The sequence below is a fragment of the Sorangium sp. So ce204 genome (assembly GCF_051526795.1).
GTDB lineage: Bacteria > Myxococcota_A > Polyangia > Polyangiales > Polyangiaceae > Sorangium > Sorangium cellulosum_B.
This window is the reverse complement of sequence record NZ_CP150317.1, coordinates 10,687,501-10,707,724: the sequence shown is the minus strand read 5'-3', so window position 1 is coordinate 10,707,724 and position 20,224 is coordinate 10,687,501. Positions and strand designations below refer to the sequence as shown.

The 20,224-nt window shown below is 73.0% G+C and carries 14 protein-coding genes; 7 read left to right on the top strand and 7 right to left on the bottom strand.

Going from position 1 to position 20,224, the window contains the following annotated elements; all coding sequences use genetic code 11:
- Positions 1-38: 38 nt before the first annotated feature.
- From WMF22_RS40220 to WMF22_RS40210, 3 genes are all read left to right on the top strand, one after another.
- On the top strand, positions 39-1,427 hold the full coding sequence (locus tag WMF22_RS40220; protein ID WP_438033154.1) for a hypothetical protein: 1,389 nt from the start codon (positions 39-41) through the stop codon (positions 1,425-1,427).
- Positions 1,428-1,588: 161 nt separating this feature from the next.
- Positions 1,589-2,146, top strand: a complete 558-nt coding sequence (locus WMF22_RS40215) for a hypothetical protein (protein ID WP_437295234.1) — start codon at positions 1,589-1,591, stop codon at positions 2,144-2,146.
- A gap of 132 nt (positions 2,147-2,278) precedes the next feature.
- Positions 2,279-2,572 (top strand): hypothetical protein, encoded by a 294-nt coding sequence (locus WMF22_RS40210; RefSeq protein WP_437295233.1) that lies wholly within the window; start codon positions 2,279-2,281, stop codon positions 2,570-2,572.
- Positions 2,573-2,622: 50 nt separating this feature from the next.
- Here WMF22_RS40210 and WMF22_RS40205 read toward each other — a convergent pair whose 3' ends face one another.
- On the bottom strand, positions 2,623-4,020 hold the full coding sequence (locus WMF22_RS40205; protein WP_437295232.1) for a cytochrome-c peroxidase: 1,398 nt from the start codon (positions 4,018-4,020) through the stop codon (positions 2,623-2,625).
- Positions 4,021-4,490: 470 nt separating this feature from the next.
- On the opposite strand from WMF22_RS40205, the gene WMF22_RS40200 reads away from it, so the two are divergent.
- A complete protein-coding gene (locus WMF22_RS40200; protein WP_438033153.1) occupies positions 4,491-7,295 on the top strand; it encodes a protein kinase domain-containing protein in 2,805 nt (934 codons plus the stop codon).
- Positions 7,296-7,300: 5 nt separating this feature from the next.
- The gene (locus tag WMF22_RS40195; protein ID WP_437295230.1) at positions 7,301-9,163 is read left to right on the top strand and encodes a PEGA domain-containing protein; all 1,863 of its coding nucleotides are present in this window, start codon (positions 7,301-7,303) and stop codon (positions 9,161-9,163) included.
- A 19-nt stretch (positions 9,164-9,182) separates the two neighbouring features.
- Here WMF22_RS40195 and WMF22_RS40190 read toward each other — a convergent pair whose 3' ends face one another.
- Entirely contained in the window at positions 9,183-9,674 is a 492-nt protein-coding gene (locus tag WMF22_RS40190; RefSeq protein ID WP_438033152.1) for an FHA domain-containing protein, read from the bottom strand.
- A 340-nt stretch (positions 9,675-10,014) separates the two neighbouring features.
- Here WMF22_RS40190 and WMF22_RS40185 point away from each other — a divergent pair, with 340 nt between their 5' ends.
- On the top strand, positions 10,015-11,961 hold the full coding sequence (locus tag WMF22_RS40185; RefSeq protein ID WP_437295228.1) for a ribonuclease R family protein: 1,947 nt from the start codon (positions 10,015-10,017) through the stop codon (positions 11,959-11,961).
- A 19-nt stretch (positions 11,962-11,980) separates the two neighbouring features.
- Here the strand turns inward: WMF22_RS40185 and WMF22_RS40180 are convergent, their stop codons facing one another.
- The 4 genes from WMF22_RS40180 to WMF22_RS40165 form a co-directional block, all read right to left on the bottom strand.
- Positions 11,981-13,846 carry a hypothetical protein gene (locus WMF22_RS40180; RefSeq protein WP_438033151.1) on the bottom strand — a complete coding sequence of 622 codons (1,866 nt, stop codon included), beginning with the start codon at positions 13,844-13,846 and terminating at the stop codon, positions 11,981-11,983.
- A gap of 34 nt (positions 13,847-13,880) precedes the next feature.
- A complete protein-coding gene (locus WMF22_RS40175) occupies positions 13,881-16,151 on the bottom strand; it encodes a protein kinase domain-containing protein (RefSeq protein WP_438033150.1) in 2,271 nt (756 codons plus the stop codon).
- 108 nt (positions 16,152-16,259) lie between these two features.
- Positions 16,260-17,651 (bottom strand): ABC1 kinase family protein, encoded by a 1,392-nt coding sequence (locus WMF22_RS40170; protein WP_437295225.1) that lies wholly within the window; start codon positions 17,649-17,651, stop codon positions 16,260-16,262.
- Between the two features lie 40 nt (positions 17,652-17,691).
- Positions 17,692-18,030 (bottom strand): DUF3634 family protein, encoded by a 339-nt coding sequence (locus WMF22_RS40165; RefSeq protein ID WP_438033149.1) that lies wholly within the window; start codon positions 18,028-18,030, stop codon positions 17,692-17,694.
- Positions 18,031-18,271: 241 nt separating this feature from the next.
- Here WMF22_RS40165 and nadA point away from each other — a divergent pair, with 241 nt between their 5' ends.
- Positions 18,272-19,231 carry a quinolinate synthase NadA gene (gene nadA, locus WMF22_RS40160; protein ID WP_012240033.1) on the top strand — a complete coding sequence of 320 codons (960 nt, stop codon included), beginning with the start codon at positions 18,272-18,274 and terminating at the stop codon, positions 19,229-19,231.
- A 21-nt stretch (positions 19,232-19,252) separates the two neighbouring features.
- Here the strand turns inward: nadA and WMF22_RS40155 are convergent, their stop codons facing one another.
- The gene (locus WMF22_RS40155) at positions 19,253-20,095 is read right to left on the bottom strand and encodes a hypothetical protein (RefSeq protein ID WP_437295223.1); all 843 of its coding nucleotides are present in this window, start codon (positions 20,093-20,095) and stop codon (positions 19,253-19,255) included.
- Between the last annotated feature and the right edge of the window lie 129 nt (positions 20,096-20,224).

Below are 20,224 nucleotides of genomic sequence, written 5' to 3'. Positions count from 1 at the left end.
GTGGGGTCGCCCGGTACATGCCTTGCTTGTCGCCGTCCATGCGAAACTTCCTGCTTCGAATCCTGGTCGCATCCCAGTGGGGCGCGAGCCTTGCGCTGGTGTCGGGCTGCGGCACGCACATCGAATCCGGCGCGAGCTCGAGCTCGCCTGGAGGCGCGACGTCGGGGCCGAGCTCCGGCTCGAGCTCGCCTGAAGGCGCGACATCCAGCTCGAGCTCGACGGCAGGCGCGACGTCGGGGGCCGGCGGAGGTGGCGAGGTCGATCCTCCCGACGCCTCGGCGCCGCTCGAGCCCTATCCGGATCCGACCTGCGTCGGGCCGTTTCATGACGGCGGCTATTACGGCCAGTGTTGCTACGAGGTGCACTGCACGGCGCCGGCCGGCGGCGCCTGCCTTGCGGCCTCCGAGGCTGGGCCGCTCCTCGACGACCTGCCGCCCGGCTCGGGGACGTGTACGTGCAGCCCCGAGGGCGAGGGCGCGGCCGGGTGGATCCAGGGCCCCTACGCGAACCGCAAGGCGTCGGATCCGGCGAGCTGCTGCTACCTCGTCGGTTCCATCGCCTGTGAAGGGCGCCCCCTCCTGGTCCGGGGCGAGCCGCGCGTCGCGCCGCTCGCGCGCGCCCCGAGCGCGTGGTCGCAGACCGACGTGCGGCGCTTCGAGCGCGCGCTCGCCGACACCGACCTCGGCGCGCTCGCGCCCGCGGCGCGCCGCGAGCTCGCCCGGCGCTGGGCCGAGCGTGGCCAGAACGAGCACGCCTCGGTCGCCTCCTTCGGCCGCTTCGCGCTCGCGCTGATGGCCCAGGGCGCGCCTCCCCAGCTGCTCGAAGCGGCGCACCGCGCGGCGCTCGACGAGGTGCGGCACGCGCGCCTCGCGCTCGCGATCGCCTCGGCGTACGCGGGGGAGCCGGTGGGCGTCGGCCCGCTGCCCCTGCACGGCGCGCTCGACGATCTCGGCTCGCTCGAGGCCATCACCCTGGCGACCGTCGTGGAGGGCTGCGTCGGAGAGACCCTCTCGGCCATCGAGGCGGAGGTCGCGGCGCAGGCGGCAGAGCCGCCGGCGGTGCGCATGGCGCTCCAGGCGATCGCGCGCGACGAGGCCCGCCACGCGGAGCTCGCCTGGGCGTTCGTCCGCTGGGCCGTCACGACGGGCGGCGCGCGCCTTCGAGAGCGCGTCGCCGCGGCCTTCGCGCGCGCGCTCGAGCAGGTGGGCGCCGGAGCGCCGGGCATGGCGGACCGCGATCTCCCGCCCTCCCACGGGTTCCTGGCGGCCGACGAGCTCCACCGGCTGCGGCGGCAGGCCGTGGTCGACGTGCTCCGCCCCGCCGCCGCCGCGCTCGTCGACGAGCGTGGTTCATCCGCCGGACGAGAGTTCAGCGGCGCTCGCGGGAATGCCGTGCTGCGCGGCGGCCCGACGTACCTGTCGACGTGACCTGGCGCCGGGCAAGCGCCGTCCTCGCGGGGCCGCGCCGGGCCCGACCTCGCGGGCGCCGGCGCGCTGCCGAGGCGGCGCGCCTGCGACAGCCTGGATCCTGGCGCGCAGTCAAGCCCTGGGCACGATCTTGCTTGTGCGTCGCGATGAGGTGGAACGACATGGCTACACTCTCGACATCCGCATGGGTGCTGCATGAGCTCGGTCTGGCCGCGGGGTTCGGCGGCCCCCTCTTTGGCCGGCTGGCGTTGCGCCAGGCGGTCAAGGACATCCATTCCGAGGCCGAGCGGGGCAAGGTGCTCTCTGACGCATGGCAGCGGTACAACCTCGTCAGCGCGATCTCGCTCGGCACCGCCGCGGCCACCTGGTTCATCGGGCGGACGGTGATCTCGGGGCGATCGATCGACCGTGAGACCCGCGATCTGGTGCGCTTGAAGGACGTCCTCCTGGGCGCGACGCTCGCCACGAGCGTCGCCAGCATGCTGGGCGGACAGCAGATGCTCGAAGAGGCGCCCGACGGCGGGCTGCCCCTCCTCAAGGAGGGTGAAGCGCCGGCGCCTCGCCCGCCCGCGAAGGCCGCGGCGCTGCACCGGCTCCTCGGCGTCATGGGGCCGCTCAACATCGCCCTCACGGCGGGGGTGATCGGCGTGACCACGGTCCTCGCCATGAAGTCCGGTCGTTCGGCGAAGTGGAGCCTCCTCTCCCGGCTGCTGCCTTGAGCCGCACCCTCCCGGGCGCGGCCGCCGGAGAGCCGGCGCGCCGCCCTGGCGGCTGCCCACTGGCGCGCACCTGGGCCGCGCCAGCGCGCGGCGTCGCGCTCGTGATACGGTGGGCCGATGAAGGCAATGACCATGTTGGTGCTCGCCCTCGTCGCCGTGGGCTGCAGCGACGAGCACGGCGAGGAGGGGTGCCCTGAGCTCTGTGAGCAAGCCGTGGAGTGCCCGGGGGACGCCATGACGGAGCAGAGCTGCCTCGCGATGTGCAGCGCCGATACGGAGGCCGCCGAGGAGGCAGGCTGCCACGACGCCTGGGAGTCGTATCTCGAGTGTCGGAGCCACGCCGAGGACCACTGCGATCCTGCGAAGTACGACGAGGAGTGCAGCATCCAGAAAGAGTCGCTGAGCAGCTGCCTGGATCGCAGCTGAGCCGGGGTGCCGGCGGGCGCTCGACCAGGTGAGCGCCGCCCGGCCCGCGGCTACTCGAAGCGGTGGACCTCGCGCCCGCTCGGGAGCTCCTCCGGGATGAGCGCCTCGAGCCGCTTCGGCGTCGCGCGCGGGTCGAGCAGCGCCTCTCCGACGAAGGCGCAGAGCCAGCTGATCTCCTCCTCCGTGAGGTCGATCGGCTCCTGCAGCAGCGGGTCGACGGCGGCGAGGACGGGCGCGAGCGGGCCCATCTCACCCCGCAGATCGCGATCGAGGTGCTTGTTCGTGTACTCCGTGGCCGACGTGTAGACGTCGAGGTGGTGGCGGATGGCGCCTTCCAGCGACGTGAACGAGCCGTTGTGGAAGAACGTGGGCTGGAGGGCGACGTTGCGCAGCGGCGAGGTCCTGAACTTGTACCGATCGGCCGGATCCCCCGTGACCTGCTCCAGGCCGAAGTCCTCATCGGCGTTCGGGCCGTCGAAGACCACGTTCGCGTGCGCCGGGTCGTCCTTCGGCGCGATCTGCGGCACGCCGATCGCGTGCTGCTGGAAGTCGCTGAACATCTCGTTCGACTCCCCCGACACCGCGTGGCACCTGACGCACCCCGCCTCGCCGAAGAAGAGCAGCGCGCCGCGCTTCTGCTCCAGCGTCATCGCGTGCCGGCGGCCGCGGGCGAACCTGTCGATGGGCGCGTCGGCGAACGTGAGCGACATCTCGAACTCGGCGATGGCGGCCGCGATCATCTCGTAGGTGATGTCGTCCCCTCGCTTCACCGCCCGGAAGCTCTTGGCGAACCGCTTCCGGTACGCCTTCACGTCGTTCACGCGCTCCGTGACCTCCTCGCGCACGACATCGTGCGACGGCGGCGCCTCGTACCCGGTCATCTCCGTGATCTCGGTCGGCGGGATGAACGCCTGGGCGTTGAGCAGGTGCGGCAGGGAGGAGAGCGACATCCCCTCCGGCGCGGTGAACGAGAACCCCTGGCTGTTGTCGAAGGGGTCGCCGGACACGGCGAAGAACCGCGAGTTCCACATCAGCGTGGGATAGAACGCCGTGTTGATGATGGTGGGCGTGCGGCGCTGGTTGCGCGGCCCTGTGCGGCGCGGCCCGACGACGCCGTTGTTGTCGATGCCGATGGCGATCGACTGCGTGTCGGCGAAGCCCGCGGTCGGCGCGTGGCAGCCTGAGCACGAGTTGTCGTCGTTCAGGCCGAGGAGGCTGTCGAAGAAGAGGTCACGCCCGAGCTTCGCGAGCTTCTTGTCGAGCTTCCGCCCGAGCCGCGACTCCAGCGTCGACTCGATCTCTCCGGTGAACCCGTGTCGGGCGAGCACCTTGGCGAGCCGCTCATCGACGGAAGAGCCCTTGGCGCGCGCCGGCCGCGCCAGGACGAGCGTGAGGACGAGAAAGGCCGTCAGGGCGGCGAGCGCGCGCCCGAGGGATCGCAGGGTCATGGTGCCTCCAGGTCCCCCGGCGGGGGAGGCGCACATCGGGGTGCGCGCTTGAGATCAACCAGTCCTGCCCAGATCCTGACCGAGCGGCGGTGAATGGGATGATAAGAGTCTAAACTCGTGAGCTTTCGATCGGCAAGACAAATGAGACAAATATTCCATGATTCAAAGGGCTTACTGCGTGTACTCGCGTATCACCGCGTGTTCATGCGTATCCATGCGTATCCCCCCGTGCTCTTGCGTGTCCCCGCGTATCCCCTCGTGTCCTCGCGTATACGGCGGTCCGTTCACCGCGTTATCTGCGGTTGTCGCGCCTACATTCGGCGGGCGCGCCGCCGTGCGGCGGGCTTGGCGTCGTTGTAGGTGCGTGGCCGGCGCTCCGCGTCGGTGCGGCGCCCCCGCGCAGCGCGCCTCCGAGGTCGCGTGACACTCATGCTTTGTGGGGCGCGATGGGCCGTCGTATGCTTGAGGACATGGGCCGGACAGCACCTCTGGCGGATCCGACGGCGCTCGTGGGGGGCGCGCTCACCGGCGGATATCGGATCGTCCGCGTCCTCTCCGCGCAGGGCTTCGGTGTCGTGTTCGAGGCCCGGGGCCCCTCGGGCCGCCGCGTCGCGCTCAAGGTCTTGCGGCCCGAGGTCGTCACCGAGGACACGCTGTCACGGCTCACCCGCGAGGCGAGCGTCACCGCGAAGCTCGACAACGCGCATGTCGTCCCGATCGTCGATGCCGGCCACGACCTCGAGCGCGATCTCGCCTACCTCGTCATGCCGCTGCTCGACGGGACCGACGTCGCCGCCCTGCTCGCCGAGACGGGGCCGCTCGCGCCCGAGGTCGCCGTGCGGATCGCGCTCCAGGCCGCCGCGGGGCTCTCGGCGGGGCACGCCGCGGGCCTCGTCTACCGCGACGTGCGGCCGCCGCGCATCTTCCTGGAGCACCTCGCGAGCGGAGAGATCCTCGTCCGCGTCTTTGGCTTCGGGCTCTCGAAGGGCTGTGACACGGCCACCTCCGCCCCTGGCAAGGCGGCGAGGAGCACCGGTCCCCTGCGCGACGAGTCGGGGCCGCGGGACCGCACCGCGGACGTGCGGGGTGACGTGTTCGGCCTGGCGGCGACGCTCTACGAGATGCTCTGCGGCGCCTCGCCGTGGGCCGAGCTCGACGTCACGGCGGACACGGCCGAGCTCGGCCCCACGGACACGGCGGCGGACGGGCCGGCGTCGTCTCTCGCGCATCTCGCGCAGCTCCCGTCGATCCAGGATCGCGCCCCGTGGATCGGGGCGCGCCTCGCGACCGCGCTCTCGCTCGCGCTGCACAGCGACGTGGACCGGCGCTATCCGTCGATCGAGGCGTTCGCCGAGGCGCTGCGCGCCGCGTCGGGCAGCGAGGAGCGCATCACCATCGACATGCTGAGGCCGCTCGATCCCGAGCTGCGCGAGGCCATCGCCGAGCGCGCCGGCGCCGAGACCGATCCGCTGGTCGGCCGCGAGCTCGGCGGCCGGTACGCGGTGCGCCGGCTGATCGGGCGCGGCGGGATGGGCGCCGTCTACGAGGCGGAGTCGCCCGAAGGGCGGCGGGTGGCGGCCAAGGTCATCTTCAAGAGCGCCGTCGGGCAGGACGACCACGCCGTGCGCCGCTTCATCCGCGAGGCGCGCGCGGTGACCGCGATCCAGAGCCCGCACGTGGTCAAGACGTTCGAGCTTGGCATGGATCTCACGCTCGCGACGCCGTTCATCATCATGGAGCTCCTGCACGGCGTCGACCTCGCCAAGCTCCTCAGGATGCGCGGGCCGCTGGAGCCGGAGCCCGTCGTGCGCGTGTTCATCCAGGCGGCGCGCGGGCTCGCGGCGGCGCACGCCGAGGGGATCGTGCACCGCGACATCAAGCCGGCGAACCTCTTCCTGCACGCGCCGTTCGAGGGCGCGGCCCAAAGGCCGTCGACCTCGATGGCGCCGCCGTCCACCCGGCGCGGCGCGCTCGCTTCGGGGCCGCCGTCCACCCGGCGCGGCGCGCTCGCTTCGGCGCCGCCGTCCACCCAGCGCGGCTCGCTCCCGGCGGGGCCGCCGTCGGTGCGGCGCTCGGGCGGCTCGGTCCGCCCGCCGTCCTCGGGGCGGCGCCCGTCCGGCTCCATCCGCCCGCCGTCGTCGAGCGATCGCAGGATCGTGGTCAAGGTGTGCGATTTCGGCATCGCGAAGCGCACGGGGGACGGCGTCTCGCACGAGCTCACGCGCGCCGGCGGCGTGCTCGGGTCGCCCATCTACATGTCTCCCGAGCAGGCGAAGATGGCGAAGGACGTCGATCACCGCTCCGACATCTGGAGCCTCTCGGTCTCGCTCTACCAGGCGCTCTGCGGGAGCTGCCCCTGGGATGCCGACGCCTCGCTCGCCGAGCTCCTGCTCGCGATCTGCACCGAGCGCGTGCCGCCGCTCTCCGGGGCCGCGCCGTGGGTCTCCCCGGCGCTCGCGGCCGTCGTGCACCGCGGCCTCCTGCGGGATCCCGCGGAGCGCTGGCAGAGCATGGAGGAGCTCATCGCCGCGCTCGAGCCGCACGCGGACGGCACCGGCGTCGTCACGCTGGATCAGCTGCGCGGCATCGACCCCGAGCGGCGCGCCGGCGCCACCCCGATCTCCGCGCTGCGCGAGTCCAGGCTCTCGCGATCGGCCGAGGGGGAGGAGCGATCCATCGGCGGCAGCTCCTTCACCGCGGTGAAGGAGCCTTCCGGCGCGGCGCGGCGGCGCTTCGTCGGGGCGGCGGTCACGGTGGTCGCCCTGGCCGCGATCGGCGGCGGCCTCGCGCTGCGCGCCTCGACGGGCAACGAGCCGCTCGCGTCGCCCGCCGCGCCGAGCGAGCCCGCGCTGCCCGTCGCGCCCGCGCCCGCGCCCGCGCCCACGCCTGCGTCCTTCACCGCCGTCGTGACGCTCCCGAAGGAGGCGACGGTGCGGGTCAACGGCGCGGCGCGTCCGGTGAGCGACGGCCGGCTCGACCTCACGGGCAAGGCCGGCGACACGTTCGAGATCGAGGTGACCCGCGGCGGCGCGACGACGAAGGAGACGGTGTTCCTGCTGAGCGACGGCACGATCCGCCCCGATCGCATCGATCTCCAGCCGCCCCCGCCGGCCTCTGCGTCGGTCGCGGCCTCCGAGCCTGCCCCGCGCCGTGACAGGAAGAGCCGCGCCCCACGCGGCGCTCCTCCCGTGGCCGAGCCTGCCGCGCCCTCCGCCACGGGGGCGCCTGCGGCTCCGCCCGCTCCGCCCGCGGTGGTGCCGGTCGACCGGTGGTGAAACCGATGCCGCGCGCCCGTCGCGCCCTGCGGCGCTGCTTTGCGGCGTGCGCGCTCGCCACGGCGAGCGCGGCGCCTGCGCCTCCGGCCCGCGCGCAGCCCCCGCCGGCGGAGGCTGTCCCGGGCGCGCCACCCGAGCCGCCTGCGCCTGCCTCGGCGTCCGCGGCGCCCGCGTCGCCCGCGCCGGCCGACGAGGCGCTCGCCCGGGCCAAGGCGCTCTTTCAGGAAGGGAACGAGCTGCGCAAGATCGGCGACTTCCAGCGCGCGCTCGAGCTCTACCTGAGGTCGCGTCAGGTCGTCGCCTCGGTGCCCAACACCCTCAACGCCGCGTTCTGCCTCGATCAGCTCGGGCGTTACGACGAGGCGCTCGAGCTCTACGAGGCGCTGCTCACGGAGCTCCGCGCGGAGCTCGGCGAGCCGGAGCGCCGGAGCGTCGCGTCCGCGGTCGCCACGCTGCGAGCGCGGATCGGCAGCGTCGTCGTCTCGTCGAACGTCGATGGCCTGGTGCTCATCGACGGGAGGCAGCGCGGCCGGCTCCCCCTCGCCGGCCCGATCCGGCTGCTCCCCGGGGATCACACGCTCCGCGTGGTCAAGGACGGCTGGCACACGTTCGAGCGGATCGTGACCGTCGGGGTCGCCGAGACCAGGTCGGTGGACGCGAAGCTCGATCCGCTCGCCAGCACCGGCCGGCTGAAGGTCGAGGACGAGCGGCTCGTCGGCGCCGATCTCCTCATCGACGGCGCGCTGATCGGCCAGCTGCCGTGGGAGGGCGCGCTCGCGCCTGGCCCGCATTTCTACTCGGTGCGCAAGGGCGATCTCGGCTCTGCGCCCCGCGAGGCGAGCGTCATCGCGGGGCAGCTCGCCGTCGCCACGGTCGAGGCGGGGCCGCTCGGCGAGGAGGTCCGCGTCGTCGCCCAGCCGCTGAGCGCGGATCTGACCATCAACGGCGTCCCGGTCGGCAAGGGGCAGTGGCGTGGGGCGCTGCCGCTCGGGCGCCACACCTTCGAGGCGCACGAGCCGGGCTACTTCGCGCGCACGCTGCGCGCGACCGTCGACAGGACGACGAGGGGCGACATCGTCCTGCCGCTCGCCATCGACGACGCGCACCCGCGCTGGGGTCGGAGGGTCGGCGTCTTCCGGCTGGAGGCGACCGGCGGCTATGCGTTCGCGTCGTCGCTCGAGAGCGACGCCGAGCGGAGCTGCGGCAGCTACAGCTGCTCGGGCGTCTCGCGCCCGTCCGGCGTGCTGGCCGGCGTGCGCGGCAGCTACGAGTTCCCGATCGGCGCCGCCATCGAGCTCACGGCCGGGTACCTGAGCCTCCACACGACGCTCGATCGCTCGCTCGACGCGACCTATGCCGCTCCGCGCGGGGGCGACGAGAGGCTCCCCATCCGCTACAGCTTTCACGACGACATCGGCCTGGCCGGCGTGACGGTGATCGTCGGCGGCAGCTATCATTACGGGCTGTCGTCATGGCTCGACGTCGGCGGCGCGCTCGGGCTCGGCGTGGTGCTGGCCGAGATGAGCGACGAGGTGACCGGCACGGCGTCCGACGCGGAGAGGACCGTCAGCGTGGCCGTGCAGAACGCGGGCAGGGCCGTCCGCGCCGCCGCGCCGTTCGCGATGCCCGAGCTGAGGCTCCGGCTGAAGCTCGGGCGCCTCAGCGCCAGCGCGGGCCTCGGCGTCGGCTTCTTCCTCGTCGACGGCCCGCCGCTCGAGACGGGCAACACCTACGTGGTCGGGGCCGAGTGCGACGCGGCGCACCCCACGGTCGACTGCGCGCCGGGCAAGAAGGTCGTGTTCGAGGAGCTCGCCCACGGCACGTTCACGATGTTCTTTCCGAACGTCTCCGCAGGATACCGGTTCTGAGCCCCGCCGCGCGCGGCGCTCACCGGTTCGCTTGATCCCTCGCGAGGCGCGCCTGCTCGCGCACGAGGTCGAAGAGGGCCGCCGCGTCGAGCAGCGACGTCGTGAGCCGGCCGAACTGGATCACGTCGCCCACCGAGACCTCCTGCGGCTCGCTCTCGGAGAGCAGCTTGCCGTTCACGCGGGTCCCGTTCTGCGAGCCGTTGTCGACGAGCACGAGCTGCCCCTGCTCATTCCGCCGGAAATGCGCGTGCAGCTTGGACACGGAGGGGTGGCGCAGCACCACGTCGCAATTGCGCGTGCGGCCCACCGAGATCTGGTCGAGATAGGGATTGCCCTTCGCCTTGACGATCTGGAACACCTCGCTCGCTGGGCCGGGCGGAGGCGGCGGTTTCCGGTGCGCCGCCGGCGACGCGGCGACCGTCCGGAATGCGATCTGCTGGTTGTCCGGACCAGCCTCGGACACCACGAGGAGCAGGTTCGTCACCTGGCGGACGAAGCGGTCCCGAGGCATCACACGCGCTAGCTCGATGATGTCCCCTGAGTCTTCCACGATGTGTCGAGTATAAGCCGATCCGGCGCCGCGAACCGTCCAGGGAGGCACTTTTGCCCTGGCGTCCCGCCCACGCACAGGGTCCCCGGCGCACGTGGAACCGCGATGCCGCCCGCACGTCATCGCGGCGCAGCGCGAGGCACCCCAAGCGCCCGAGCGCATCTCGGCGTGCAGCGCGCGATGCCGTGACCTCGCGCCCGCCGCTTGGTTTACCGTGTTGTGGTAATTCTATTGTGTTGGTGCGAGCTCAACGGGCAGCTTGTGCTCGAACGCGCCGGGATCTGGCGTACCTTCCGCGCCTATGCACGCACCCGTTCGTGGACGCATCTCGGTCAACCCCCGTGGCTTCGGGTTCCTGAACATCGAGGCCTCTCCGGAGAGGGCGGGGGGGCCGGGCAGGCCGGGCTTGGCTGCCCTCGGCTCGGCGACCGCCTTCATCGCGCCGCCCGATCTGAACCCGTTCCTTGACGGCGACGTCGTCGACGCGGTGGTCGTCGAGGCGGAGCCGGGCCGCTTCAGCGCGTCGCAGCTCGCCCTCGTCCAGCGCGATCGCTCCGAGCTCTTCGGGACGGTCGTATCGCACGCGAAGCGGCCGCACCTCCGGGTCGATCGCCTCGTCTCCAACACGGACTGGCCGTTCAAGCCGGGCAGCGCCGACGACCTGCCCGAGGGCGCCGCGGTGGTCGCCACCATCGAGGGCGCGGCGGTCGTCCCGGCGCGCGTCGTCGCGTCGGAGGCCGATCTCGGCATCGAGCGGTGCCTCGCCCGCAACGGCGTGCGCGCCGTGTTCTCGGGCGAGGTCCTCGAGGCGTCGCGCGCGGCGGTCGCGGCGGTGTCGGTCCAGCGCGAGCTCGCGCGCGGCCGCCGCGACCTGCGCGACGTCATCACCGTCACGATCGACGCGCCCGTCACCACGGACATCGACGACGCCGTCTCGGTGCTGCCGGCCGGCCCCGACGGGGCGCTCCGCGTCCTCGTCTCGATCGCCGACGTGGACGCGTTCGTCCCCGAGGGCTCGCCGCTCGATCTCGAGGCCCGCGCCCGGGGCACGAGCGTCTACCTGGCTGGCCGCGTCATCCCGATGCTCCCCGACGCGATCTCCAGCGAGGCGGCGAGCCTGCTCCCGGGGGTCGATCGGCTCGCCGTCACGGTCGAGCTGCGCATCGACCCCGAGGGGGGCATCACGTCGATCGACCTGCACGAGAGCGTGATCCGCTCGCACGCCCGCCTCTCGTACGACGCCGTCGAGGAGTTCCTGACGACGGGCCGCTCCGCCGGCATCCCCGAGGCGGCCCGGCCGGTCGTGCGCTGGCTCCGCACCGCGGCCGCGCGGCTGTCGACGGTCCGCGCGGCGCGCGGCGGCGTCGAGCTCGATCGCGAGGAGGCGTACGTGACGCTGGACGCCGAGACGCGCGAGCCGACCGCCGTCTCGCCGCGCTCCGACACGGGCGCGCACCGCCTCATCGAACGGCTGATGGTGGCGGCGAACGAGGCGGTGGCCAGCTGGCTCGTGGCGCGCGGGCTCCCCTGCGTCTTTCGTGTCCATGACGAGCCGACCGAGGAGCGCGTCCGCGCGCTCGAGCAGTTCGCGCACAACTTCGGCGTCGAGGCCGGCTTCGGCGCGCGCCTGAGCCCCCTCGGCCTCGCGGCGTTCGAGGCGCAGTACAGGGGCTCCGAGCTCGCGCCGGCCATCCGCACCGTGGTCGGCAAGGCGCTCGGCCCTGCCCGGTACACGGGCGCCGGAGGCCTGCATTTCGGCCTGGGCGCCCCGCTGTACCTGCACTTCACGTCCCCGATCCGCCGCTACGCCGACCTCGCGGTGCACCGCGTGGTCAAGCGCTATCTCCAGGGCCGCCGCGACCAGCGCGCCGACGCCGAGGTGCTCGCGTCGCTCGCTCACCACCTGAACGCGCGCGCGCGCAGCGCCGCCAAGGCCGAGACGGAGCGGCACCGCATGCTCGTGGCGCGCCTCTTCGCCTCCCGCGTCGGCGAGGAGATCGAGGGCTACATCGTATCCATCAAGCCGTTCGGCCTCGTCGTCCAGATGGTCGAGTCCGGCGCGACGGGCACGATCGCGCTGGAGGCGCTGCCGGGCGGCCCGTATCGGATCGACGTCGCCGCCCAGGCGCTGGTCGGCGCGAGCCGTCGCTACGGCGTCGGCGAGCCGATCCGCGCCGCCATCGCGGCGACCAACGAGGAGCTCGGCCGCGTCGACCTCGTCCCTGCGGGCGCTCGCGGCGCCCCGTGACCGGGGCCGCGGCTCCTGTCTACGGCGACAGGAGCACGACGAACGCGTCGGTCCCGTTCGCTGCGTGCTCGCCGAGGCCGAAGTCGATCTTCCCCTCGGCGGTGCCCGAGAGCGCGATGACCCCCGTGCCCGGCGCGACGGCCGCCGCGTTCGACCTCTGGTTGCCGGCGGCGCCGAGCACCTTCCCCCAGACGTGATTGCCGTCGGCGTCGAGCTTCACCACGAAGGCGTCGAAGCCGCCGCCGCCGGGCAGCGGCCCGCCGCCGAGGTCGACAACGCCCTGGACCGAGCCGGTCACCACCACGCCGTTCTCCGCGTCCGCGGCGATCGACGTGCTCTCCTGCGTGCCGTCTCCGGCGAACCACCGCGCCCACACGGGCACGCCGTCGGGGGCGAGCGACGCCACGAACGCCGTCTGCACATCGTTGGCGGGGAGCGTGCCGGCCGCCCCGAAGTTGAGCTCGCCCATGTACGTCCCGGTCACGAGCACCGCGCCCGAGGGGGCGACGGCGATCCCGGTGCCCGCCTGCGACGCCGTGTCTCCATAGTCCGAGAGCCAGACGCCGTTCCCGCCGCTGTCGAGCTTCAGGACGAACAGGTTCGGCCCGAGCCCGGTGTTCTTCACCTGCCGGGAGCCGACGGTCAGGGCGCCGTTGTACCTGCCGGTGACGAGCACGCTGCCGTCGCTGCCGACGGCGGCGCCGGTGGCGAACTGGTTCTTGTCGTCTCCGTAGATCCTGGTCCACAGGGTGGCGCCGAGCGGATCGTACTTCCGCACGAAGATGTCGGTGCCGCCTGCGCTGGTCGCGCAGACCGGGACGGGCGGCGACGAGCAGAGCAGCGAGCCGCTGAAGTAGCCGGCGATCACGATGTTTCCGGCGGGGTCCACCGCGATCGAGCGCAGCGTCTGATCGGCCGCGTCTCCGAGCTGGCGTGCCCAGCCTTGCTCGCCCTTCTCTCCGCTCATCGTGACCACGAAGGTGTCGAGCGCGTTGACGTTGCGAAGCGTCGTGCCGCCGAACGTGAACGACCCGTAGAACGTCCCGCCGAGCACGAGGTTGCCTTCGGGCGTCACCGCGAGCCCGTTGAGCGTCTCGGCGCCGCTGCCGCCGAACCTCACGCTCCAGCGGTGCTGTCCGGAGGGGTCGAAGCTCGCGACGTACACGTCGGAGGTGCCGATGCTGACGAGGGTGCCCGTCTCCTTGCCGGTCAGGTTGATGGTCCCCGAGAAGGTGCCGCCGATATAGACGTTTCCCTGCGCGTCGACGCCGACGCTGGTCGCGCTCTGGGTGTTCTGATCACCGTAGAGGGCGGCCCAGAGCGGCGCGCTGCAGGCGAAGCCGTCGCAGTCCTCGTCGGTGTCGTCCGTGCACGTCTCTCGTTGCGGGGCGACCTCGCCGCCGCACGGCCGCCACGACGTGCCCGAGAGATCGCACATCTGCAGCCCCACCGCGCAGAGCCCCACGCCGCTCGTCCCCTCGGGGCCGCTGTAACAAGTCTTGATCTGGCCCGGGGTGCACACGCACCCCGCGTCGGGCTCGTTCGTCGCGCCGTCGCAGTCGTCGTCCACGGTGGTGCCGCAGTCCTCGGGCCTCGGGACCACGGCGCCTTCGCACTCGCCGAAGCCCTGGCCGTCTGGCTGGCACCTCCGCACGCCCGCCGCGCACACGCCGACACCCTCGGTGTCTGCCGGGCCGGGATAGCAGGGTTGCACGTCGCCGGAGCTGCAGAGCGGCGGCGCGCCTCCGCTGCCGCCTCCACCGTCGCCGCCGGCGTCGGGACGTGGGCCGATCGGCACCGGGTCCGAGCACGCTCCCGAGAGCGTGAGCGCCAGCGCGGACCCGACGAGCATCGATCGAGCGCGCGGGGTTGTCCTCGTCACCATGAGGGGGCGGAGCTCCATGTTCGGCGATCTGGCTTCAGTCTTGGCGTGATTTTCTCGTCCGCTGCTTCTTCTTGGTCAAGTCGATGATGAACGTGCTCGCGGGCGGCGCGGTCGCCGGAGCGTTCGGCGCGTCCGGGCGCATCGTCTCTGGCTCGTTCACGTTGCTCCGCGATCCTGGCTCGTTCACGTTGCTCCGCGATCCTGGCTCGTTCACGTTGCTCCGCGATTCGTCGGTGCTCTCCGAGGACGGGGAGAGCTGGGTCGGCCTGGCGCTCGCGCTCTGGGCCGGCAGCAGATCGTGCTGGACCGCGTCGCTCTGGGGTTCGTCGCGGAGCGCCATCCAGATCGCGAGCACGCTCACGATCATGAGCGCCACGCCGCCGAGCGCGAGCGGGATCATGAGCTTCGGCGGCAGCCTCGGCTGAGCGTGGCGCGGCGCCCACGCCGCGGCCGGCTGCTCGCCGTAGGGCGCGCTGGCGCCGTGCGGCGGCGCGGGCGCGCCGTAGGCCGGGCCGGCGTTGTGCAGGCCGGAGCCCGTGTTGTGGAGCGAGGCGGGCGCGCCGTGCGGTACGCCGGCGCTGTGCCGCGGGGCCGGCGCGCCGTAGGCCGGGCCGGCGTTGTGCAGGCCGGAGCCCGTGTTGTGGAGCGAGACGGGGGCGCCGTGGGGCGCGCTGGCGCCGTGCGCCGGGGCGAGCGCGCCGTAGGCCGGGCCGGCGTTGTGCAGGCCGGAGCCCGTGTTGTGGAGCGAGACGGGGGCGCCGTGGGGTGCGCTGGCGCCGTGCGCCGGCGCGCTGTGGGGCGCGCTGGCGCCGTGCGCCGGCGCGCCGTGGGGTGCGCTGGCGCCGTGTGGCGGCGCGCCGTGGGGTGCGCTGGCGCCGTGTGCCGGCGCGCTGTGGGGCGCGCTGGCGCCGTGCGCCGGCGCGCTGTGGGGCGCGCTGGCGCCGTGCGCCGGGGCGGGCGCGCCGTAGGCCGGACCGGTGTTGTGCAGGCCCGAGCCTGTGTTGTGGAGCGAGACGGGCGCGCTGTGGGGCGCGCCGGCGCCCTGCCACGATGGGGGCGCGCCGTGCGCTCCGGCGTGGCCGGCGCCGGTGTTGTGCAGGGCCGACGGCGGTCCATTCGGAGCGCCGGGGGCGGCCTGCGCCATGCCGGGGTGTCCTCCGTGCGCCTGGGCCGCATCCATGGCGCTCCCGCGCGGAGCTCCGGGCGCCGCCATCGTGGCGGCCTCCCACGAGGACGCCCCGCTGTTGCCCGGGCCGAGCTCCGACCCGATCGCGGGCGCCGAGCCCATCTCGTTCCATCTCGCGCCCGACGGGGCCGCGGGCCGCGGCGGAGGCTCGGCCTGCGCGTCCGCCGAGGCGGCCGCCGACAGGAGCATCGGCGAGAGCGGCGGCGCGCCCGCCGACGGCACGTCGCCCGCCGCGAGGCGCGCCGACGCGTGCGGCGGCGCCGCTCCATGCAGGAGCGCGCGCACGTCGGCCTGCATCGTGCGGGCGTCCGGGTAGCGCCGGTCGCGATCGAACGCGAGCGCCCTGTCCACGACGAGGCACAGCCCGTGCGGCGTCTCCGGCGCGACGCTCGCGAGCGGCGGCGCCGCCATGGTCGCCATCTTCACGAGCAGCTCGGACTCCGTGCGCGCCTCGTGGATGCGCCGCTTCGCGATCACCCGGAACATGGTCGCGCCGACGGCGAACAGGTCCGCCCTGTGGTCGACCGAGATGCCGCGCACCTGCTCCGGGGCCATGTACGACACCGTCCCGAGCGTCGCGCCCGTGCGGGTCCGCATCGCCGTCTTCACGCCGTCGCGCATGCGCGCGATGCCGAAGTCGAGCACCTTGAGGCGCCCGGTCTTCTCGACGAAGAGGTTGTCGAGCTTGATGTCGCGGTGGATGATCCCCTGCCCGTGCGCGGCGCCGAGCACGTCGAGCAGCTCATCCATCAGCCGCAGCATCTCGCCCGGCTCGATGCTGCCGAGCCGCTGGATCCGGTCGGCGAGCGACTCGCCGTCGAGGAGCTCCATCACGAGGAACGGCGCGCCGTCCTCGGTCACGTCGATGTCGCGGATCTCGACCACGCCGGGGTGCTGGAAGCGATTGACGGCCTGCGCCTCGCGCTCGAACCGGGCGCGCAGGTCCTTCGAGCGGGCCACCTCGGGGTGGAGGATCTTGATCGCCTCGCGCCGCCCGATCTTGTGGGTCGCGGCATAGACGGCGGCCATCCCGCCGATCCCGACGAGGCGATCGATCGTCCATTTGCCCCGCAGGGTCGTTCCTACGCGCCTTTCGCAGGCCGCCCTCTCGTCGTCCATGCCCCGATCGAATGTCACAGCGTGCGGGATCGAGGTCAAGGTGAGAGCCGCGGCGGAAGCGACCTCGGCGCGCCCCTCCGCGCCGACGAGCCTACCAGCGATCCTCGCTCAATCGGGGACGGGGTGCACCCCGTCGCGCACCCAGGGATCGATGGTCCGCCGGAACGCCGCCTCGGTCCGGAGCCCGGCCAGCACGGACGCGAGCCCCCACTGGAGGCGATTCACGAACGTGAAGTCCTGCGGCATCTTCGGCACGTGGGGGATGGTGGGCATCTTCTCTCCCTCCTTGAGGGCGAGCCCCCGGATGCCGCGGGTCAGGTACGCCACCGTCTCGCGCGCCTTCTCCGGGGAGCACTTCCATGTCCCGTGCGTGCACAGCGGGACCATGAGCTCCATCGTGTAGCTCCGGTAGAGATCCCAGCTCTCGTCGGCCGGGTCGTAGCCGAGCACCTCCACGCACGCCCGGTCGAACTCCTTCCAGTCCGCGTCCATGGCGGCGCGCATGTAGCGCTTCATGCCCGCCACGAGGTCGGGCGGGAGCTGCTTCACGCAGCCGAAATCGAGGATCGTGACGCGCCCATCCTCGTGGAAGCGGTAGTTGCCCGGGTGCGGGTCGGCGTAGAGCCAGCCGTACCGGAGCATCGAGCGGAAGGTGAAGCGCCAGATGGAGAGGCCCGCGCGGTTCTTCGCCTCCTGGCTGCCGCGCTCGCAGAACTCGGCGTAGCTCATGCCGTCGACGAGCTCGAGCGTGAGGACGCGCCTCGTGGTGAGGCTGTGGTGGATGCGCGGGATAGAGACGTCCTCGTCCCCGGCGTTCATGCGGCGGAACAGGTCCGCCATCTCGGCCTCGCGCGCATAGTCGAGCTCGGACAGGAAGACCTTGCGGAGCTCGTCGACGGTCTGCCGGGCGTTCAGCTTCTTGGCGAGGGGCGCCATCATCGCCTCGAGCATCGAGACGCTCTTCAGGTCGTTCTCGATGGCCCTGTCCATGCCGGGGTACTGCACCTTCACCGCGACCCGCTCCCCCGACCTCGTCGTTGCGCGGTGCACCTGTCCGATGCTCGCCGCCGCGAACGGCTCGCGCTCCCAGGCCGCGAACACGTGCTCGGGCGGGGCGCCGAGCTCCTCGCGGATCATCTGCTCCGCGGCCTCCGGCGACAGGGGCGGCGCCTTGTCGAGCAGCTTCTTCAGCGTGGCCTGGAACTTCTCCTCGTATCCCGGCGGCGCGAGCCCGTCGATGTAGCTCGCCATCTGGCCGAACTTGAGCGGCAGGCCCTTCATCTCGCCGAGCGTCTTCAGCATCGCCTCGGCGGTCTTCTTGACCTCCTGGGCCATCCTCCGCCGCGCTTCGGCCTCCTCCTCCTCGGTCCGGGTCGCGCCGAGGACGCGCTTCGCGCCCTCGATGGCGAACGGGATCGTGCGGGGGGCGAGGCCGGCGAGGCGCGCGAGGCGCCCCAGCTTGGATGTCGGCGGGTTGTCTCGGGGTTTGTCGTCGGCCATGCGGGACTGACTCGCTAGGGTGGAAATGTCGGCGGCGGGGTCATGCGCCCGCGCGGCGCTTCGGGGCCGCGCGGATCTTCGGAACCGGCCACATGGAGACGGTGTTCCTCAGCTGCTGAGCCTGCTCGGGAGAGATATCCCCTTCCACGTGGACCCGGGCGCGCCGGTCCTCGACCACGACCCGCACCGCGCCTCGCCCGACCGGCGCCGCGCGGAGGACGTCCGTGATGTCGTCGAGCAGCCGCTGCGGCACCCGGCCCCGGAGCAGCCGGACGTTGCGCCCCTCGACGCGCACGCAAAATAGCTCATTTGCGCGCAGGAGCGCCACGACCAGCGGTACGACGAGGGCGAGCAGGGCGACGGGGATCAGGAGGGACATGGGTGGCCGCCCACGACGAGAGCTCCTCCCCAGGCCCACCGCGGGCCTCGATCGTGAACCGGTGCCGGCCGTTGTCAACGAGGGAGACGCGGCGGGCCGCGCGGCTGGAGCGCGCCGCGCGGCTCGGGCGCCGGCGACCGCCGCACCGGCTGCGTGGCCGTGCCTGGGGAGCGCGCCGGAGCTCGCCGCGCGGCTCGGGGGCCCTGGCCAGCGCGCCGCGCGGTGCCTACCTTAGGTAGCCATGACGAGCGCCGCGCCCCAGCCTGCCGCCATCGATCCGCGCCTGGATCTGCACGACGAGATCAGCCGCCTGAAGCGGGAGAGGAACGCCGTCCTCCTGGCCCACTACTACCAGGACGGCGACATCCAGGATCTCGCAGACTTCCTCGGCGACTCGCTGCAGCTCGCCCAGCAGGCGAAGAAGACGACCGCGGACGTCATCCTGTTCGCCGGCGTGCATTTCATGGCCGAGACGGCGAAGATCCTGAACCCCGAGCGCATCGTCGTGGTCCCCGACCTCGCGGCGGGCTGCTCGCTCGCCGACGGCTGCCCCGTCGACCGCTTCCGCGCCTGGCGCGCCCGGTACCCCGGCGCGGCCGCGATCTCGTACATCAACTGCTCCGCCGAGGTGAAGGCCGAGAGCGACTACATCTGCACGTCGTCGAACGCGGAGAAGATCGTCCGCGCGATCCCGGAGGGGCAGGAGATCCTCTTCGCGCCCGACAAGAACCTTGGGCGCTGGCTCGTCGAGCGGACGGGCCGCCCGATGCGCCTGTGGCAGGGCAGCTGCGTCGTTCACGAGACCTTCAGCCTGCGCAAGATCGTCGCGCTGCGCGAGCGCCACCCGGACGCGAAGCTCATCGCGCACCCGGAGTGCGAGGAGCCGATCCTGCGGATGTCCGACTACATCGGCTCGACGACCGCGCTGCTCAAGTACACGACAGCGGACGACGCCCTGAAGTACATCGTCGCGACGGAGAGCGGCATCGTGCACCAGATGCGCAAGGCGTCGCCGCACAAGGAGTTCATCGAGGGGCCGCCGGAGGGCAACTGCGCTTGCAACGAGTGCCCCTTCATGCGGCTCAACACGCTCGAGAAGGTCTATCTCGCGCTGCGCGATCTCGCCCCGCGCCTCGAGATGGCGCCCGAGCTGCGCGAGCGCGCGCGCGTCCCGATCGATCGCATGCTGGCCCTCAGCTGAGCTCGCCGCGCGACGCGGCGATCACAGCACGAGGGAGAGGCCGAGCGTCTGGACGAACGAGCCCCGGGCCTGCGGCAGCGCGCCGACGTTGCGCCGCCGCCCCTGGGCGTCGATGGCCTGGCCTTCCCGGGTGGCGTCGCCGCCCCGGCCGAGCAGGAAGGCGCCCGAGGTCTCCAGCTCGATCGTGAGCCAGCGGCGGATGATGTCGAATGACACCCCGAGCCCCAGCGGGATCGCGACGTACGACGCGCCGCGCTCGCGGACCGTGAACTCACCCCCGGGGTCGAGGACCCGCATGCGGTCGAAGTCGAACCTGTCGTAGCCGACGCCGACCGACAGCCACGAGCGGGCGCGCTCGCCGAGCGGAAGCGTGGGCGCGAGGCGCGCGCCGAGCGCGAGGGTGCGCACCGTGGGCGCGCCGTCCTCGCGCGGCTCTGCCGTGATCGGGCCGGGCTGCGCGAGCGCGCCCGCCTGGAGCGAGAGCTCGTGCCTGGCGTGCACGAAGAAGGCGGAGAAGCGCAGGTAGTCGAAGATCTCCCAGCGCGCGTGGACCCCGACGCCGATCGCGGGCTTCAGGCGAATCCCCGTCGGCTGGCCGGCGTCGTCGCTCGAGCCGAACCGGTTGACGAGGGCGATGTCCGGGCCGACCTCGATGTGCCTGGCCCACGGCAAGCCGGTCCGGGGGGGCGCGGGCGGCAGCGGCGGTCGCGGCGGCCGCGGAGGTCCCGGCGGCTGCTCGGCGGAAGCGGCCTCCTTCGAGGTCGCGGCGCTCGAGGGCTCCTCGGCGTGCGCGGTCGAGGCGCAGGCGAGCGCGACCGCGCACGCCGCCGTGCCTCGTCCGACGCGGGCGCGAGCGGTTCGCATGCCCGCCCTTGTAGCAGGCTTTTGTGAGCGGCCGAGCCGCCAGCTGCGCTCGCGCCCCACCTCCTGCTGCGGGCCCGCCGGGCGCGCTCCGCGGATGCCGAGGTGCTCTTCCCTGGGCCGGTGGCAGCG

Bases quoted from the DNA above. Each gene is read 5' to 3' on its own strand.
- WMF22_RS40180 (WP_438033151.1), bottom strand. From the start codon at position 13,846: ATGGTGACGAGGACAACCCCGCGCGCTCGATCGATGCTCGTCGGGTCC.
- WMF22_RS40155 (WP_437295223.1), bottom strand. From the start codon at position 20,095: ATGCGAACCGCTCGCGCCCGCGTCGGACGAGGCACGGCGGCGTGCGCG.
- WMF22_RS40185 (WP_437295228.1), top strand. From the start codon at position 10,015: ATGCACGCACCCGTTCGTGGACGCATCTCGGTCAACCCCCGTGGCTTC.
- WMF22_RS40210 (WP_437295233.1), top strand. From the start codon at position 2,279: ATGTTGGTGCTCGCCCTCGTCGCCGTGGGCTGCAGCGACGAGCACGGC.
- nadA (WP_012240033.1), top strand. From the start codon at position 18,272: ATGACGAGCGCCGCGCCCCAGCCTGCCGCCATCGATCCGCGCCTGGAT.
- WMF22_RS40175 (WP_438033150.1), bottom strand. From the start codon at position 16,151: ATGGACGACGAGAGGGCGGCCTGCGAAAGGCGCGTAGGAACGACCCTG.
- WMF22_RS40165 (WP_438033149.1), bottom strand. From the start codon at position 18,030: ATGTCCCTCCTGATCCCCGTCGCCCTGCTCGCCCTCGTCGTACCGCTG.
- WMF22_RS40195 (WP_437295230.1), top strand. From the start codon at position 7,301: ATGCCGCGCGCCCGTCGCGCCCTGCGGCGCTGCTTTGCGGCGTGCGCG.
- WMF22_RS40170 (WP_437295225.1), bottom strand. From the start codon at position 17,651: ATGGCCGACGACAAACCCCGAGACAACCCGCCGACATCCAAGCTGGGG.
- WMF22_RS40220 (WP_438033154.1), top strand. From the start codon at position 39: ATGCGAAACTTCCTGCTTCGAATCCTGGTCGCATCCCAGTGGGGCGCG.
- WMF22_RS40205 (WP_437295232.1), bottom strand. From the start codon at position 4,020: ATGACCCTGCGATCCCTCGGGCGCGCGCTCGCCGCCCTGACGGCCTTT.
- WMF22_RS40215 (WP_437295234.1), top strand. From the start codon at position 1,589: ATGGCTACACTCTCGACATCCGCATGGGTGCTGCATGAGCTCGGTCTG.
- WMF22_RS40200 (WP_438033153.1), top strand. From the start codon at position 4,491: ATGGGCCGGACAGCACCTCTGGCGGATCCGACGGCGCTCGTGGGGGGC.
- WMF22_RS40190 (WP_438033152.1), bottom strand. From the start codon at position 9,674: ATGCCTCGGGACCGCTTCGTCCGCCAGGTGACGAACCTGCTCCTCGTG.